17 protein-coding genes are annotated in these 16,599 nt (G+C 59.1%); 8 read left to right on the forward strand and 9 right to left on the reverse strand.

The window, feature by feature from the left end:
* Positions 1–197: 197 nt before the first annotated feature.
* Positions 198–1,400: a tyrosine--tRNA ligase gene (tyrS, locus tag R0125_RS09360; RefSeq protein ID WP_317237981.1), complete on the reverse strand. Its 1,203-nt coding sequence runs from the start codon at positions 1,398–1,400 to the stop codon at positions 198–200.
* A 304-nt stretch (positions 1,401–1,704) separates the two neighbouring features.
* Between tyrS and R0125_RS09365 the strand changes: the two genes are divergently transcribed.
* Positions 1,705–3,096 (forward strand): OapA family protein, encoded by a 1,392-nt coding sequence (locus tag R0125_RS09365; RefSeq protein ID WP_248185420.1) that lies wholly within the window; start codon positions 1,705–1,707, stop codon positions 3,094–3,096.
* 4 nt (positions 3,097–3,100) lie between these two features.
* Positions 3,101–4,198 (forward strand): anhydro-N-acetylmuramic acid kinase, encoded by a 1,098-nt coding sequence (locus R0125_RS09370; protein ID WP_248185421.1) that lies wholly within the window; start codon positions 3,101–3,103, stop codon positions 4,196–4,198.
* Here R0125_RS09370 and erpA read toward each other — a convergent pair whose 3' ends face one another.
* The 4 genes from erpA to argC form a co-directional block, all read right to left on the reverse strand.
* Positions 4,199–4,531, reverse strand: coding sequence for an iron-sulfur cluster insertion protein ErpA (gene erpA / locus R0125_RS09375; RefSeq protein WP_248185444.1), 333 nt, complete (start codon positions 4,529–4,531; stop codon positions 4,199–4,201).
* Positions 4,532–4,617: 86 nt separating this feature from the next.
* Positions 4,618–5,082, reverse strand: coding sequence for a polymer-forming cytoskeletal protein (locus tag R0125_RS09380; protein WP_248185422.1), 465 nt, complete (start codon positions 5,080–5,082; stop codon positions 4,618–4,620).
* A 1-nt stretch (position 5,083) separates the two neighbouring features.
* Entirely contained in the window at positions 5,084–5,824 is a 741-nt protein-coding gene (locus tag R0125_RS09385; RefSeq protein WP_248185423.1) for a DUF6776 family protein, read from the reverse strand.
* Between the two features lie 9 nt (positions 5,825–5,833).
* Complete coding sequence (gene argC / locus R0125_RS09390; RefSeq protein WP_317237982.1) at positions 5,834–6,871, reverse strand: N-acetyl-gamma-glutamyl-phosphate reductase; 1,038 nt, start codon at positions 6,869–6,871, stop codon at positions 5,834–5,836.
* Positions 6,872–7,017: 146 nt separating this feature from the next.
* On the opposite strand from argC, the gene R0125_RS09395 reads away from it, so the two are divergent.
* Genes R0125_RS09395 through hemL form a run of 5 tightly spaced genes read left to right on the forward strand, consistent with a single transcriptional unit; the run spans position 7,018 to position 12,037 of the window.
* The gene (locus R0125_RS09395) at positions 7,018–8,793 is read left to right on the forward strand and encodes a chloride channel protein (protein ID WP_317237983.1); all 1,776 of its coding nucleotides are present in this window, start codon (positions 7,018–7,020) and stop codon (positions 8,791–8,793) included.
* Positions 8,794–8,796: 3 nt separating this feature from the next.
* The gene (gene hemJ / locus R0125_RS09400; RefSeq protein ID WP_248185426.1) at positions 8,797–9,219 is read left to right on the forward strand and encodes a protoporphyrinogen oxidase HemJ; all 423 of its coding nucleotides are present in this window, start codon (positions 8,797–8,799) and stop codon (positions 9,217–9,219) included.
* A gap of 59 nt (positions 9,220–9,278) precedes the next feature.
* Positions 9,279–10,037, forward strand: a complete 759-nt coding sequence (locus tag R0125_RS09405) for a hydroxymethylpyrimidine/phosphomethylpyrimidine kinase (protein ID WP_317238476.1) — start codon at positions 9,279–9,281, stop codon at positions 10,035–10,037.
* A gap of 7 nt (positions 10,038–10,044) precedes the next feature.
* The gene (thiE, locus tag R0125_RS09410) at positions 10,045–10,752 is read left to right on the forward strand and encodes a thiamine phosphate synthase (protein ID WP_317237984.1); all 708 of its coding nucleotides are present in this window, start codon (positions 10,045–10,047) and stop codon (positions 10,750–10,752) included.
* A 4-nt stretch (positions 10,753–10,756) separates the two neighbouring features.
* Positions 10,757–12,037 carry a glutamate-1-semialdehyde 2,1-aminomutase gene (gene hemL / locus R0125_RS09415; protein ID WP_317237985.1) on the forward strand — a complete coding sequence of 427 codons (1,281 nt, stop codon included), beginning with the start codon at positions 10,757–10,759 and terminating at the stop codon, positions 12,035–12,037.
* A 76-nt stretch (positions 12,038–12,113) separates the two neighbouring features.
* Here the strand turns inward: hemL and R0125_RS09420 are convergent, their stop codons facing one another.
* The 4 genes from R0125_RS09420 to R0125_RS09435 form a co-directional block, all read right to left on the reverse strand.
* Positions 12,114–13,406, reverse strand: coding sequence for a tetratricopeptide repeat protein (locus R0125_RS09420; RefSeq protein WP_317237986.1), 1,293 nt, complete (start codon positions 13,404–13,406; stop codon positions 12,114–12,116).
* Positions 13,407–13,622: 216 nt separating this feature from the next.
* Positions 13,623–14,123 carry a hypothetical protein gene (locus R0125_RS09425; protein ID WP_248185430.1) on the reverse strand — a complete coding sequence of 167 codons (501 nt, stop codon included), beginning with the start codon at positions 14,121–14,123 and terminating at the stop codon, positions 13,623–13,625.
* Complete coding sequence (locus tag R0125_RS09430; protein ID WP_317237987.1) at positions 14,120–14,818, reverse strand: anti-sigma factor family protein; 699 nt, start codon at positions 14,816–14,818, stop codon at positions 14,120–14,122. The genes R0125_RS09425 and R0125_RS09430 overlap by 4 nt, the downstream gene beginning before the upstream one ends.
* Before the next feature lie 4 nt (positions 14,819–14,822).
* Positions 14,823–15,410: an RNA polymerase sigma factor gene (locus R0125_RS09435; protein ID WP_248185432.1), complete on the reverse strand. Its 588-nt coding sequence runs from the start codon at positions 15,408–15,410 to the stop codon at positions 14,823–14,825.
* Between the two features lie 244 nt (positions 15,411–15,654).
* Here R0125_RS09435 and R0125_RS09440 point away from each other — a divergent pair, with 244 nt between their 5' ends.
* The gene (locus R0125_RS09440) at positions 15,655–16,560 is read left to right on the forward strand and encodes a DUF4382 domain-containing protein (RefSeq protein WP_317237988.1); all 906 of its coding nucleotides are present in this window, start codon (positions 15,655–15,657) and stop codon (positions 16,558–16,560) included.
* Positions 16,561–16,599: the final 39 nt, after the last annotated feature.

Consider the following 16,599-nt stretch of genomic DNA (forward strand, 5'->3'; position numbering starts at 1 on the left):
CTACATCGTTCCGCCGCCTTGTCAACCGTTTATCTGAAGAATTTCAAAACTCGTTTTCTTCAATACTTTCAAACAGTTGACCCCCGAATCCGGAGCCGCCTAATCGGCTTGCCCCTCGAAGGAGATGCGCATTCTACAGACCTGCCCGAAGGTGTCAACGACCATTTCCGAAAATCGTCAAATTCGCCCGAGATCGGTCACGCAGTAACCAACACTCGGGCAATCTTCTTCTTTCCGGCCTGAATGACGCAGTCATCACCCTCAACAAAGGCGCGCTCGCCCTCGAACTGCTGACCATCCACAAATACAGCACCCCGGCCGAGCACATCCCGGGCGGCAGCACCATTCTTGACCAGACCGGCCAGGCGAAGCACAGCCGCCATGGGAATCTCCGGCTGACCCTCAAGGGATACTTCCACCACCGGCACGTTTTCAGGAATCTCACCAAGGGCAACACGATTGCCGGCAGACTTGTGCGCAGACTTCGCCGCGTCGGCATCGTGGAAGCGCGTGATGATTTCCTCGGCCAGCAGTTTCTTGAAGTCCTGGGGATTGGCCCCCGCCTCCACCTGCTGACGGAACTCGCTGACTTCTTCAAGAGGACGGAAGCTTAGCAACTCGAAGTAGCGCCACAACAATTGATCCGGCATGGACAGCAGCTTGGTGTACATCTCGCCGGGAGCATCGTTTACCCCCACGTAATTACCCAGCGACTTGGACATCTTCTGGACACCGTCCAGACCCTCAAGGATAGGCATGGTAAGGATTGCCTGCGGCGCCTGACCGTAATGCTTCTGCAGAATCCGACCCATCAACAGATTGAACTTCTGGTCAGTACCCCCGAGCTCCACATCTGCCTCCAACGCAACAGAGTCGTAACCTTGCACCAGCGGATAAAGGAACTCGTGAATCGCAATGGATTGTTCTGCCCGGTAACGCTTGGTGAAATCATCCCGCTCCAGCATTCGCGCCACCGTGTACTGACCGGCCAGGCGAATCATATCGGCGGCGGTCATTTTGCTCATCCACTCGGAATTGAAAACCACCCGGGTCTTGGCGGGATCCAGAATCTTGAAGACCTGCTCTTTATAGCTGACCGCGTTATCGGCGACCTGCTGCTCGGTCAGCGGGGGACGAGTTGCGCTCTTGCCGGTGGGATCACCAATCATTCCGGTGAAGTCACCAATAAGGAAGATGACCTCGTGACCCAGATCCTGAAATTGCCGCAGCTTGTTGATAAGAACCGTGTGCCCGAGGTGAAGATCCGGCGCCGTGGGATCGAAACCGGCCTTGATCCGGAGGGGACGTCCTTCCTCCAACTTTGCCACCAGGTCGTCTTCCGGAATCAACTCGTCAACGCCACGCTTGATTATGGCCAACGCCTCATCGATAGATGCCATGAACTACTCGTCCCTAGGTTTATCTAAAAAGATTCTGACAGTTACAGACTTCAACAAAAGAAATCTGTGAGTTACCTGAAGCCTTGATACATTAGAGGCGCTCAGTTTTTGTACAATGCCGAGCATCAAGGGCGACGTATTATAGCAATGACGTCACCAGAAATCCGGCGGGTGACGCGGCAACTGTAATGTTTCACGCTGTCACGCACGCTTTTTATACGGTAATCTGTTGGACTATACTTGAATAACAGCTTTAATTAGGTAGTTCAACCTACCGGAATGCCGATTAAAACGGGTATCACACGTGCTGAAAACGCTTCCCAAAACACATATCACCATCGCCGCTGCTGCGACCGTGGTTGTGACCGCCGCCATTCTCATGAGCCCGAGCTCCGAGGTCGAGGCCAAGCGGATGTCCTATTCCCTGGATCTGAATGGCAATGGCGTCCAGCAAGCCTCGCCCAGAGACACCCGCGCGCCCGCAGAGCCCGACGCCGGCGTTGCGAACGCTAACGACGAGCACTCGCCGGTCGCTGCGCAAAATGAAACTGCCAGTGTTGATGTAGCCGAGGACACCACGCCGGCTCTGCAATGGCAGGAGCACAAGATCAAGTCCGGGAATACCTTGTCATCCCTGTTCCGGGATGCCGGATTCGATGACGGCATCATGCTCAAGGTCATTCATGGCAAGGGCGAAGCGAACAAGCTTCAGCGCCTGTATGCGGGCGAGACCATTGCCTTCGCCACCGATAGTGAGGGCAACCTGCAAGCCATCGAGCTCAAGCGCAGCCTGCTCGAAAGCCTGAAAATCGCCAGAACAGAGAACGGCTTCGAGGGTGAAACCGTCGTCAGAGAGCCGGAAGCGCGCCCGGCCTTTGCCACCGCCATCATTGACGGCTCTCTTTATGTGGCCGCTCGCGAGGCCGGCATGAGCGATCGATTGGCCATGGAACTGGCAGGCATTTTCGGTTGGGACATCGACTTCGTTTACGACGTTCGCAAGGGTGACCAGTTCGAAGTTATTTACGAAGAGCTTTACCTCGATGGGGAGATGTTCGACACCGGACGCATTCTGTCTGCCCGTTTTGTAAACCGGGGCAAAGAAAACATTGCGCTGCTGTACACCGACAGCAATGGTGACAGCGACTATTTCGCGCCAGATGGCGGCAGTATGCGCAAGGCTTTCCTGCGCACCCCCATCAATGCGCGAGTGTCATCACCGTTCAACAAGCAGCGTCGGCACCCGGTTCTGGATGTGGTTCGCCCCCATGAAGGCACCGACTACGCGGCACCTCCGGGCACACCGATCAAGGCTGCCGGTCACGGGCGCGTTCATTTTGCCGGGTGGAAAGGCGGCTATGGCCGCACCGTCATCCTTTCCCATGGTGACAACATCACTACGCTCTATGCGCACATGAGCCGGCTCGGCAAAGGGATCAAGAATGGCACACGGGTGAAACAGGGTGAAACCATCGGCTACGTAGGTTCATCCGGCATGGTCACCGGGCCGCACCTGCACTATGAGTTCCACGTGAACGGCGTGGCGCGCAATTCGCGGACCGTGGATTTGCCGGACGCGACGCCCGTGCCGAAATCCGAAATCGTCCGTTTTCGCCAGTTTGCTGAACAGCAGGTTGCCCAGTTCGAGGTCTATCGCGACGGCACCCAGCAACTCGCTCTCGCCCGCGAAGACTGACTTCATGGCAATGTGGCTTGGACTGATGTCGGGCACCAGCATGGATGGCATTGATGCCGTGCTGGTGTCTTTCTCCGACAACCGCACCCGGATTCACGCCACTCACAGCACCCCCTATCCCGACGCCCTGCGCCAACGCCTGATTCAGTTGTCCCAGAATCATGGCACGCCCGACGATATCGGGGAACTGGACCACAACGTCGGCGACCTGTTCGCCCAGACCGCCCGTAAAGCCATCGAAAAAGCCGGCGTAGCGTCAACCGACGTGGTGGCGATTGGCAGCCACGGCCAGACCATTCGTCATCAGCCCCTCGGCACCGCACCCTTCTCGATGCAGATTGGCGACCCCAACCTGATCGCTGAACGCACGGGCATTACCACGGTGGCAGATTTTCGCCGTCGTGACATGGCGGCAGGTGGGCAGGGCGCGCCACTGGTGCCTGCATTCCACAGGGCCTTCTTTGGCTCGGACACGGAAGACCGCTGCATTCTGAATCTCGGCGGTATCGCCAACATCAGCTGGCTGCCCGGAAACTCCCATGACCGCGTCATCGGCTTCGACACCGGCCCGGCCAACGCGCTGATGGATGCCTGGTGCCAACTGCACACAGGGCGACCTTTCGATGACGATGGTCATTGGGCGCAGGAGGGTATCGTTCACCAGGAACTGTTGGGGGACATGCTGTCGGACGGTTATTTCTCCCGCCCCGCACCGAAAAGCACCGGCAAGGAAAAATTCAATCTGGAGTGGGCCAAAACTCTGGCGCACCGCCATCCTGAGGTCTCCGCAGAGGATGTTCAGCGGACGTTGCTGGAGCTGACCGTGGTGTCCATTGCCCGTCAGCTGCCGCAATCACCGGAGATGACGATCTTTGCCTGCGGCGGGGGCACGCGAAACAGCTTCCTGATGCGAGAACTGCGGCGAACTTGCAGCCCGCTGACACTGTCATCAACAGCAGATCTGGGTCTCGATCCGCAATGGGTCGAACCGGTCGCCTTTGCCTGGCTGGCGAAACAGACGCTGGAAAGGCGCTCCGGCAACCTGCCTGAGGTTACCGGTGCATCCGGGGAGCGGATTCTGGGTGCGGTCTATTTCCGTTGATCAGATGGAGAACGAACTGCCGCAGCCACAGGTGGAGCTGGCGTTCGGATTTTTCACCACGAACTGGGAACCCTGAAGCCCTTCGGTGTATTCGACCGTCGCTCCCACCAGGTATTGATAACTCATCGGATCAACCAGAAGTGTGACACCCTCTTTTTCGATGGCGGTATCTTCTTCATCCTGGCTGTCATCGAAGGAAAAGCCGTACTGGAACCCGGAACAGCCGCCGCCAGTCACAAAAACACGCAGCTTGAGATCAGAATTGCCCTCTTCCTCAATCAATTCACGCACTTTCGTTACCGCGCTGTCGCTTAGGAACAGCGGTATGGCCATCTGCTGCTGAACTACACTCAAGTCCGCCTCCGGGTTAATACAGGTGTTATGCCAACGATTATGGTATTCCTGACTAAAACAATCAACTATTCCGCACCGGTGACCGGGTCGGTCTCTTCCGCCGCCACGGAATCGCGCATTGACGGTTCCTTTCGGGTGTCCTTGGTCAACAGCCCGACGGGTTCACGTTGGTGAACCAGATTACCGTTAACCGAGGCGCCCATCGCCATTTCGATCAGGTTGTAATATACGTTTCCGTTGATGGAGGCTTTCTCCGCCAGCTCCAGATGGGCAGAGGCATAGACATCACCGTGCACGGTGCCATTGATGATCACGTGGGGCGCAACGATGTCGCCGGCAATCTCACCCACCTCAGACACACGCAGCACCGCATCGCTGCCCTCTTCCGCAACCACCTTGCCCCGAACCCGGCCATCGACATGAAGGCCACCGGAAAAGTGCACATCCCCCTCAACAGTAGTGCGTGAGGAAACCAGGGTGTCAAAGTGCCCGGTGGGGCGGCGCGGCTTCTGCTTTTTCTTTCCGAGCATGTCAGTTCTCCGTTAGGTCTTTCCAATCAAACGTACGTTCCGCCTGGGCCGATTTCTGCCCCTGCGACTTGGCCACGATCTGCACTTCCTCGGGCGTAAAATCCGAAGGCACTGTCAGCAGGCCCTCGATGTCCTGAAAGTAGCGGAAGCGGAAATTCACACCGAGATCGTCGATATCGTCCGAGAGGTCCCGCAGCGCGATCACCTCTTTCTCATCATTGCGAGTGCCGATCACATTGACCGCAACAACACCCGATACATAACTCTTGTTGTTGCCAACCTGCGTCAGCACCAATTTGAAATTATAACCATCCCCCTGGCGATCCTGCTGGAGTGAAAGCCGGTCCACCTGCAGCCCCTTGCTGGTTTCAGAGGGCGCCATGATGTTCTTGTAGAACGTCAGATCTGCCTTTAACGAGGCGATCTGCGTTTCCAGATTCACAATGGATCGCCGGGCCTGGTTCAATGCCTGCTGATCAATGGTGCGCCCGCGGTCGAGATTGGTAAGCTGCTGAGAGGCAGTGCGGTATTTATCCCGCAGCTCGTCGACCTGCTGCTCCAACTGGTCCCGCGAGTCCTCTACCGATGAAAAGCGGAATCCCCCCTGGGCCAGACCTGTGGCATAACCACCCACCGCTGCAGCCACTGAGAATGCCAGCAGGATCAGCGAACGCCTGAGCCGATAGCCCGGGCGGTGGCGGATAACAACATATTCTTCCGCTGGTTTTTTCTGTGCACTCACCGGAAGATCCTATGGCAGCAGAGCGGGCGCGTTCAGCCCGAGAGTTTCGTCCAGACCGAACATGATGTTCATGTTCTGCACCGCTTGCCCTGCAGCCCCCTTCACCAGATTGTCGATGACGGAGGAAATAATCACCACATTGCTGTTTTCCTGGCGGTGCAGCGCCATACGACAGTGGTTCGCCCCGCGCACGCTCCGTGTTTCCGGGTGACTGCCAAAGGGCATGACATCCACAAACGGCTCGTCGCGGAAGCGATCCTCATACAATCCCTGCAGCCGGTCAAAATCCGCCGGGTTGCGCAGCTCAGCGTAAAGCGTTGCCTCAATACCGCGAATCATCGGAATCAGATGGGGCACAAAGGTAATGCCCACGGGTCCACCTGCTGCCTGAGTCAGGCCCTGGCGAATTTCAGGAAGATGCCGATGACCGGAAGCACCATAGGCCTTGAAGCTCTCGCCAATCTCTCCGTGCAGCATGCCAATCTTGCCCTGACGGCCGGCGCCGCTAGCACCGGATTTGGCATCGGCAATCAGGCGCAATGGGTCCACCAGGTCCTTTTCCAGCAGGGGCAGGAACCCCAGCTGAACGGCGGTCGGATAACACCCGGGGTTTGCCACCAGTTGCGCCGTGCGCACCTGATCACGCACCACTTCCGGCAAACCGTAGACCGCCTCAGCGGCCCAGTCCGGGCTTTCGTGCGCCATACCGTACCAGTCCGCCCAGACATCCAGATCCCGCAGACGGAAGTCAGCGGACAGATCCACCACCCGGGTACCCGCCGCCATCAACCCGGGAATCATGCGCATGGCAACGCCATGGGGCGTGGCAAAAAACACCAGGTCACAGGCCGCCAGCGTGTCGGCATCCGGCTCAGAGAATGCCAGATCGTAGTGACCGCGGAGGTTCGGATACATCTCCGCAACCGGCATGCCTGCCTCGGAGCGGGATGTAATGCAGCTCACTTTCACCTCGGGGTGAACCGCCAGAATTCTGAGTAGCTCCACACCGGTGTAGCCGGTTCCGCCCACTATGCCTACTTTTATCACCTGTCACTCCCGCTGGCATCGGTTTGTGTAAAATCGAGTCAAGTCTGACCTGCTAGTCTAACATGATAAACCAAGGACTTATTGCAGCCGGGCAGGCGAGCATTACAATAACACCCGATCCATCCACTACCGGAACTCCGGCGCCCATGCGCAACCTCTGGCACCAGATCACAGAGAACCTGATTCCCGTCTTCCGTCGCAGGCTCTCCGGCGTGGACGCCCTGCCCCAGCTGGCCGTGCTGGGATTGCTGTCCGGACTGATCACCGGCGGCGTCATCCTGGTTTTTCGCCTGGCCATCGAGTGGCCCCTCGAGTATTTTCTGCCCGGCGATGGCTCCGAGTCGTTCGAGCAATTGGACATCCTCACCCGCGGCCTGCTGCCATTGGCCGGCGCGCTTACCCTCGGCCTGTTTCTGCACCGGCTGGCGACCCACGACCGCAAGGTAGGGATTGTCCACGTTATGGAACGCCTTAACTATCACCAGGGCTATATTTCGGTTCGCAGCGCCGTCGTGCAATTCGCCACCGGCGTGGCTACGGTGGTGACCGGACAATCGGCCGGCCGTGAAGGACCGGCTGTGCACCTGGGCGCGGCGTTCTCCAGCCTGATGGGGCAATGGATGAGGTTACCCAACAACAGCATCCGCACACTGGTGGCCTGTGGTTGTGCGGCGGCCATTTCCGCATCCTTCAATACCCCTATCTCCGGCGTGATTTTTGCCATGGAAGTGGTGATGATGGAATACACCATTGCCGGTTTCACCCCGATCATTCTTGCTGCCGTGAGCGCGGCCATCGTTACGCAGGCCATGTATGGGGCGGAGCCGGCCTTCAGCGTACCAGCACTGACCATGAACTCACTGGTCGAGATTCCCTGGATTCTGGCCATTGCAGTCATCATCGGCGTCGCTGCCGCCATCTTCATTCAGCTGGTGGATACCATGGGCCGCTATCACCACCGCCCGGTTCTGTTGCGAATTGCGGTGTGCGGATTGCTGATGGTGCCGTTTGCCATTGTGGTGCCGGAAGTCATGGGCATCGGCTACGACACCGTAGATATGGCCATTAACGGTCACCTGGCGTTCTGGTTATTGCTGGGCGCCGGTATTGCCAAGCTCATCATCACAGCTTTAACCATCGGTCTGGGCATGCCCAGCGGCGTAATCGGTCCGACCATCTTCATGGGCGCGACCCTGGGCGGTGCCATGGGGCTGATTGGCGCACAGATTGCGCCAGACACGGCTTCCTCCGTGGGCTTTTATGCCATGCTCGGCATGGGTGCTATGATGGGCGCGGTGTTGCAAGCGCCCCTCGCCGCGCTGATGGCCCTGATGGAGCTGACACGAAACCCGAACATCATGCTGCCGGGCATGCTGATCATTACCACCGCCAGCCTGGTCACCAGCGAAGTGTTCGGCAAGAAGTCACTGTTTCTGACGATCCTGAAAAGCCAGGGCCTGAGCTACCAGAACTCCCCCATCATCCAGGCACTGCGGCGGGTATCCGTGGGTGCCATTATGGATCGGAGTATTCTGCGCACCGAGCGCCATCTGAGCATCAACGAAGCACGAAAAATCCTCAAGTCCGAACCCAAGTGGCTGGTCGTCGAGGGCAGCAGTGGGCCGACCGCACTGATGCCGGCGGTTGATCTCGCCCGCTACCTTGAGGATGCCGACCCGTCAGCCACCGGGGAAGACGCCGAGCTACAGGAACAGCTTGATTTGATGGACATTCCAGCCAACCGGCGGGACATTGCAGCGGTGCAGTACCAGGCCACGCTGGAGGAAGCATTGGACGAATTTGACAAGACCAACGTAGAAGCGCTTTATGTGCAGCGCCACGTCGCTCCGATGATTCAGCGGGTGTACGGCATCGTGCTGAAATCCGACATCGAGAGCTATTACCATTACCGACGGAGTTAAACCATGCTTTGGGTCAAAGCCCTCCACCTCATCTCCATGGTGTGCTGGTTCGCGGGCATTTTTTACCTGCCAAGGCTGTTTGTGTACCACGCCGCCTGCGAGGACGCGCCCGGCCGCGAACGCTTCAAAATCATGGAACGCAAACTGTACCGGGGCATTACCACGCCCTCGATGGTTGCCACCGTCATTTTTGGCGTCTGGCTGATCAGCTATAACGCCAGTGGTTATTTCAGCCAGGGCTGGATGCACGCCAAGCTGCTGTTGATTGCCATACTGATCGCCTACCATTTTTATTGCGGCCATCTTGTCCGGGTGTTCCGGGATGACCAAAACACCCGCAGCCACGTATTCTACCGCTGGTTCAACGAACTCCCTGTACTGATTCTTGTTGCCGTGGTGATTCTGGCCACGGTCAAGCCGTTTTAGATCACCAAACCGTTCCGAGGAGCTGTACCATCAAACGTCATTCCCGCCCCCAGGTATTGATCCTGTCAGGCCTTGACCCCTCGGGGGGTGCTGGCATACAGGCAGACATTCAGGCCGTCACAGCGATTGGTTGCCACCCGCTGCCGGTCATTACCTGCCTGACCGTACAGGACACCCGCAATGTTTATGGCGCGGAGGCGGTCGATGCTGAGCTGATTCGCCGGCAATTGGCGTGCGTCGCGGCTGACGCACCGATTCACGCCATAAAAACCGGCGCTCTGGGCAACGCCGCGGTGGTCGACGTGCTGGTCGAGTTTCTTGAACAGCACCCAAATATTCCACTGATCACCGACCCGGTCATCAAAGCAGCCGGTGGCGGGGACCTGGCCGATGACGCACTCATCGGTGCCATGAAGGATCGTTTGTTTGGTCTGGCCGAAATGATTACCCCGAACGGCATCGAACTGGCTCTGCTGGGAGGCAGTGAAAACGCGGCGGAGGCAGCCAATCATCTGATGGCCGCTGGCTGCCGTTCGGTACTGGCGACCGGGGGCCATGGAGAAGGCCCACAGATCGTCAACACCCTGTTCAACGCCACCGGCGACCCCATACACTGGCACATCGAACGGGTCGGCGGTGAATACCATGGCACCGGCTGCACGCTGGCCGCAGCGATTGCCGCGGGCCGGGCAGCCGCGCTGTCTCCCCGGGCCGCCATCTCCCAGGCACAGAATTTCGTGAATCGCGCGATACTCCATGCGCTGGAAGTTGGCAAAGGCCAACCCGTGCCGGATCGCGGCATTCCCTGGGAGCGCTGACAACGCCATGCCATCCGTTTTTGACAAGGGCCTCAATCCGGGGCTGTACGCCATTACCGACAGCAACCTGCTACCGGATGACCGGTTACGACCCGCCATTGAGGCGGCGCTGCGCGGGGGCGCGGTGCTGGTGCAGTACCGGGACAAACACAGCTCTGATACCGTGCGTCTGAACCAGGCTCTGGACCTGGCGGCTATCTGCCGTAACGCCGGGGTGCCGCTGATTATCAATGACGACCCGGCACTGGCAAAACGGGTCGCTGCCGGCGGCGTGCATCTGGGCCAGAGCGACCAGGCGCTGAGTCACGCACGCCAACAACTGGGCGAGGCGGCCATCATCGGGGCTACCTGCCACGGTGATCTGGCATTGGCCAAAGCCGCGGTAAACGACAGCGCCGATTATCTTGCTTTCGGGCGCTTTCATGGCTCCACCACCAAGCCCGATGCGCCGGCGGCCGACCGTGCCATTCTCGCGCAGGCGCGCTACCTGCAACGCCCGACCACGGCAATCGGTGGCATTACCATCCATAATGGTGCCGCCCTGATCAAAGCCGGCGCGGACCTGCTGGCGGTGGTCGGCGGCCTGTTCGGCGGTAACCCCGAGCAAACCGAACAGCGAGCCCGTGAATTTACCCGCCTGTTTACAGCCCATCACCTGCTGTTCCGGGCGCCTACTGTTACCAACGCTACGACGACACGCAATCAGGAGTCCTGACACCATGAACCACTCTGAAACGCTCTTTGCAGAGGCACAGAAATACATTCCCGGCGGAGTGAACTCGCCGGTGCGGGCCTTCCGTGGCGTTGGCGGCACTCCGGTTTTCTTCAAGCATGCCGAGGGCGCCTACCTGTATGACGAGGATGACCGCCGCTACATCGATTACATCGGCTCCTGGGGGCCGATGATCCTGGGTCATTCCAATCAGGTGATCAAGGACGCGCTCCACGCCCAGGTGGATCTGGGCATCGGCTACGGTGCCCCCACTGCCATCGAGACTGAAATGGCCAAAAAGGTGTGTGAACTGGTGCCCTCGATCGAGCTGGTGCGCATGGTGAACTCCGGTACCGAAGCCACCATGAGCGCCATTCGCCTGGCCCGCGGCTATACGGGCCGCGACAAGATCGTCAAATTCGAGGGGTGCTACCACGGCCACGTGGACTCGCTGCTGGTCAAAGCCGGCTCGGGCGCGCTGACCCTCGGCGTGCCCAACTCCCCGGGCATCCCTGCCAGCCTGGCCGAGCACACCCTGACGCTGAATTACAATGACATCGACCATGTACGGGAGACTTTTGCCGCCCGGGGCGATGAAATTGCGGCCATCATTGTCGAGCCGGTGGCCGGCAACATGAACTGTATTCCGCCGGTACCGGGATTCCTTGAGGCACTGCGTGAGGTGTGTGATGAACACGGCACGGTTCTGATCTTTGACGAGGTAATGACCGGATTCCGTATTTCCCTCGGCGGCGCCCAGGGCTTCTACGGCGTCAAACCGGATCTGACGGCACTGGGCAAAGTGATCGGCGGCGGTCTGCCGGTCGGAGCCTTCGGCGGAAAGCGCGAAATCATGGAGCACATAGCGCCATTGGGCCCGGTCTATCAGGCCGGCACACTGAGTGGCAACCCGCTGGCGATGTGCGCCGGCCTGGCCACGCTGAACGCCATTTCCGAACCCGGCTTCCACAATCGGCTGACGGAAAAAACCAATGCGGTCCGCGACGGGCTGAAGGCCGCCGCCGACGAGGCGGGTATCCCTCTGGCCGTGCAAAGTGCCGGGGCGATGTTCGGGTTCTTCTTTACCGACGCCGACACGGTTACCCGTTTCGACCAGGTTATGGCCTGCGATGTTGAGCGCTTCAAGAAGTTTTTCCAGGGCATGCTCAAGGAAGGTATCTACCTGGCACCGTCGGCGTTCGAGGCGGGCTTCACCAGCGCCGCTCTGACCGCTGACGACATCGAGTTCACCACGAACGCCGCCAGACGAGTCATGAAAACGCTCTGACGCTAACGGTGGGGAGGGAATGCTGTCGCTGTTATGACAGGGTTCCACTCCCTCCAATTACGGCGCCACTGGCCGGTCAGAACAAGCCCTCGATCCCCACCATCGCCATCTGCCGCCGATGATCGTAACGCTCGAGAGTGCTCTGGTTGTCCCGGAACATCCACTCACCGCGCAGTGACCAGGCCGCGCTCAGGGCGAATTCCGTCAACAGGGTACCCTGCGTACGCTGATCAATCCGTCGCTCGACGTCCAGAACGCCGGCCTCGTCGAACAACCGGTGGGGGTCGGCGTAACGGCTGTAACGATAATTGCCGGCCACGCCCAAATGCCAGCGCTGCGAGACTTTGTAACGCAGCGCCACTTCCGCCATGTGACGCTGGGGCGACACACTGACAAACTGATCCCCTGCGGTCAGGTCGTCGCGGCTGTTGAGTTCACCGCGATACTGCAGATCCACACGCCAGTCTGCGTAATCCTTCCGCGCCTTCAACCGCGCCTGATACCACTCACCGTCGTAGGCTCCAAAACCATCGCCGCCTTCCACCACACCGGAAGACACAGTGGCCTGGCAGCGGGCCGAAGGGCCAGCAAAAGGGCACGGATTCAGCAGATAGGAGACATCCAGCCGGTAGGTTCGCTCCAGCTCGTCGGCATCGAACCAGGACTGACTCACGCCGGCGGTGATTTCGGCACGGCCGGGGCCGAGCTCCCGAAGCCAACCGACACCGACCTGGAGAAGATCGGTGTTAAATTCCGACTCGGAGGGGTACTGGCGGGAGTAGGCGGCGCCCTCGAGACGCACCAGCGAATGGTCAAACTGATACACATCCGCCGACCCGGCCGCCAGCAGCTCGCCAAAGCCCCCCTCCCGGCCTGAGCTTCCGGCCTCGGGTACACCGGCGATGTTGTTGTCGTAGCCACCGGACAGCGAAATGTAACCCATGCGGGGAATCTGGGATAAGGCAGACGATGCGACCGCTTCTGCTGGCTGCAGCTGCGCCTCTGCCAACGCCCGGATTTTCGGTGGTGAGGACCGGCTGGCCGCGCGGGCAAACCACACGTCAGCGGTTTCTGCATCCCCCGCGGCCCGAGCCACCAGGCCGAGGTTGTACTGCGCCAGTGCGTTGTTCTCGGTCTCAAGCAGCATCGCGAAGGTATTTGCGGCAAGGCGGTACTCGCCCAACCGGTAATAGACAACACCCAGGTTATAGACCAGGGACGGGCTTTCCAGCCCGGCGGCACGGGCTTCTTCAAATGCGGCCCGGGCAGATTCAAGATCACCGCTCTGGTAGTGCCCGATGCCTTCAGCCAGGCGCTCCCTCGGAGTGCTGGACGCCGCCGCCGGAATAGAAATGATCGCTATCAGCAAGAAGCCAGACAGGGTAGGTAGCCAAACTGCAGCCCGCAAACGGAACTCTCCAGCGTTTCGGAAGAAAACTCATCGGCGCCTTGAGCAAGTGCTCAAAACCACCAACGCTAATTAGGGAGAGTATAACAGCGACAAACAAGAAAAAAGCGTGCGACACAAAGGTACACATCTTCTCCAGTTCGCTTGTTCGGGAGGGGCCGCTAATCCGGCAAGGAATCAGAGTTCCAGTTTGTTGTCGGGGTCAAGTTTGTCACCAACGTCATCCAGCAATTGCTCCGTGTCATTCAGCAGATCATGCTTGCCGGGCAGATCGGTCAGTCCATTCCGGCCGGGCAAAGAGTCCAGCAGACCATCGCGACCGGGCCTCTCGGAGTCGATAATCTCGCGAGCCTCGCTGGCCCGCTCTGACGCCGATTCACCAATTTCCTGACCACGTTCCATGGCATCCAGCGCTGTGTCGAGATCCGGCCTCTCGGGACGACCCTGCCCGGGCATTCCGGAAGCACCCTGGCGAATCTCCTGCCCCCGGATCATCGGCTCCGGCAGCTCAATCTCACGCACCACCGAATTGGTGAGTTCCTCATCGTCGACAACCATTCTCATGGTGACATCAAGGTCATCGAGGTTGTCGAAAGACTGCGCCATTGCTGGCGACACAAAAAGTGCAACCATGCACATCAGTGCCGGCCTGAACCACTGCCTGCTGTGCTTCGTCATGATGCTGGCTCCATTTTCTCTGTCTCGGCCTGACCTGGTATTACTGCCCTGAAGGTTTTCTGCCGCTGGCCATCGTCAATGTGTGCAACCAGATCGCCCGCGCCCGGGAACAGCACCCTGAGCGGCAGGGCCAGAACGTTCTCACCCTGTTCCAGATCGACCTGCCAGCTCAGCTGATGTCGTCCGGGAAAGCTTGCCAGCTCAACATTGGCCGGGAGCTCAAGCGTCAGTGTGACGTCCTGAAGCGGTTTGCCCGAGCTGAACGCGAGACGCACAGTCTGGACCACCGGCTCATAGACCGTGGATTCGGGCGTAGCCTGCCCCGGGGTCGCCGTGGTGGTGGCCATGTCCACGCGCGGCGGTTCGTCGCCCGGCTTCAGGCCCACCCCAAGGGCAATACCCAGCGCCAACGCCGCAGCGATCGCTCCACCCACAACCGGAGTACTCCAGCCACCGCGCATGGAATCACCCGAGCGCGCAGCGGCCATAATCCGGGTCTCGAAATCCGGCGATGGATCCGGAATGGATAACCGGTCCGCCAGCGCGGACTGCAACTCTCGTTCATCCGCCAGAATCGCCGCACAGTGAACGCACTCTGCCGCATGCTGCTCAACAATCGCAGCCTGTTCGGCAGACAATTCATTCATTATCAGGGGAGCAATCCGATCCCGGCATTCACGACACGACATATCCATCACCTCATTCTTTCACACGTCCGATGCCCGAGAAAGGTTCCAGTTCCTTTTGCAATTTTTCACGAAGTGCCGCACGGCATCGATGCAACCGGGATTTCACGGTGCCCAGCGGAATGTCGAGGATTTCCGCAATGTCTTCCTGGCGCCACCCATCCACGTCATGGAGCATGATCAGGGTGCGCTGATCCGGATCCAGCGCTGCCATGACCTTGTCCAGCGCCGGCCCCAGCCGGCCAGCCTCCAGGTGAGCTTCCGGGCCAATGTCGTCCGAGGCGAAGCTTTCGAGGTAGGAGGACTGCTGCTCGGCCTCAACCATCTCACTCAGTGGCCGATCAGACTGCCGCCCTTTACGACGCACCTGGTCGATGAAATGACGGTACAACACCCGGTTCAGCCAGGGCCGCAGTTGCTCAATGGCCTCCAGCTCGTCGAGACGAGGGTAAAGTTTCACGATGACGTCCTGAACCAGATCCTCCGCGTCCTGCTGCTGGCCAGCCAGACGAAAGGCAAAACGGTACAGCGCCTGCAGATGCGGCTGGACCAGCTTTTCAAATCGCTTGGACCGTGACGGCCGAAAAGGAAGTAATGCCAAACCGGTGTTCGCCTGTTCTTATGCTACTTTCGAGTAGATGGCTGGAAACGGCCCGCCAGTCTACCTCAGTTGAGGGTGACGTGATATGGGGCGCCCCCGGGCCACCTGAGCATTTATTGCCGAATCATTAGGCAACGTTCACAAAACTGCAGGAACCCAATAACCGCAGCCAGCGTTTTGTAGAGGACATAGAGAGCAAAGACGCCGCTCTGCACCGATAACCAAACCTTTTTTGGAGGCTTTTATGAATAGCACGCTCAAAATGTTCGCCGTTTCTGCCCTCACCGCAGGCATCGCCGGCTGTGGCGGCGGTGGTTCGGGCTCAAGCGATTCCACCGGTACCGTGTCCTTCGGCATCACCGACGCACCGGCCACAGATCTCAGCAATGTGACCGTTGCATTTACCGAGATCCGCCTCAAACCGACAGACGGTGACTGGATTTCGTTCCCACTGGAGGGGTTCGAAACCGTCAATATGCTGGACCTGCAGGGCGGCGTCAGTGAGCCGCTGATCACCGACCAGGAGGTGCCTGCGGGTGAGTATTCCCAGGTTCGATTGATCGTTGATACTGAAAACTCGTTCGTAAAGCGCTCTGACACAGGGGATACTGAATTTTCTCTTGCCGTCCCGTCCGGCGAGCAAAGCGGCCTGAAACTGCAAGGGGACTTTATTGTCGCCGCCGACACCTCCACCAGCTTCACCATTGATTTCGACGTGCGCAAAGCCGTGGTCGACCCCCAGGGCAACGCGCTTGCCGACTTCATGCTGAGACCGGCGCTGCGACTGGTCAACAATCTCGAGGTCGGGTCCATCGCCGGCTCGGTAGATGAGTCAACCATTATCCAGGTTCGGTGCTCAGTCAATGATCCGGCTTACGATGGCATGGTCTACGTCTATCAGGGCAGCGACGCCACCATCGGCGATCTTGGCAGCGAGAACGAGCCGCTGCTGACCGCACCGGTAGCCTTTGATGGGGAAGTGTCGGAGTACAACTACACTGCGGCCTTCCTGGTGGAAGGCGAGTACACCGTCAGCTACACCTGCGACCCCGATGACAACGAGGCGGCACAGGAGCTGACGTTCCTTGGAACGCGGAACGTCACCGTGACGGCTGAGTCGCAAACCACGGTAGACTTCGTGGCCGAGTAACATCAGTCGGACAAAAAACCCCGCAACTGCGGGGTTTTT

This window comes from Marinobacter sp. M-5, from assembly GCF_032911545.1.
GTDB classification, from domain to species: Bacteria; Pseudomonadota; Gammaproteobacteria; order Pseudomonadales; family Oleiphilaceae; genus Marinobacter; species Marinobacter goseongensis.

Coding starts and splice junctions, on each gene's coding strand:
- R0125_RS09380 (WP_248185422.1), bottom strand. CDS start 5,082: ATGCTCGGAAAGAAAAAGCAGAAGCCGCGCCGCCCCACCGGGCACTTT.
- tyrS (WP_317237981.1), bottom strand. CDS start 1,400: ATGGCATCTATCGATGAGGCGTTGGCCATAATCAAGCGTGGCGTTGAC.
- R0125_RS09370 (WP_248185421.1), top strand. CDS start 3,101: ATGGCAATGTGGCTTGGACTGATGTCGGGCACCAGCATGGATGGCATT.
- R0125_RS09430 (WP_317237987.1), bottom strand. CDS start 14,818: ATGGATATGTCGTGTCGTGAATGCCGGGATCGGATTGCTCCCCTGATA.
- R0125_RS09395 (WP_317237983.1), top strand. CDS start 7,018: ATGCGCAACCTCTGGCACCAGATCACAGAGAACCTGATTCCCGTCTTC.
- thiE (WP_317237984.1), top strand. CDS start 10,045: ATGCCATCCGTTTTTGACAAGGGCCTCAATCCGGGGCTGTACGCCATT.
- R0125_RS09425 (WP_248185430.1), bottom strand. CDS start 14,123: ATGACGAAGCACAGCAGGCAGTGGTTCAGGCCGGCACTGATGTGCATG.
- R0125_RS09440 (WP_317237988.1), top strand. CDS start 15,655: ATGAATAGCACGCTCAAAATGTTCGCCGTTTCTGCCCTCACCGCAGGC.
- hemJ (WP_248185426.1), top strand. CDS start 8,797: ATGCTTTGGGTCAAAGCCCTCCACCTCATCTCCATGGTGTGCTGGTTC.
- erpA (WP_248185444.1), bottom strand. CDS start 4,531: ATGGCCATACCGCTGTTCCTAAGCGACAGCGCGGTAACGAAAGTGCGT.
- hemL (WP_317237985.1), top strand. CDS start 10,757: ATGAACCACTCTGAAACGCTCTTTGCAGAGGCACAGAAATACATTCCC.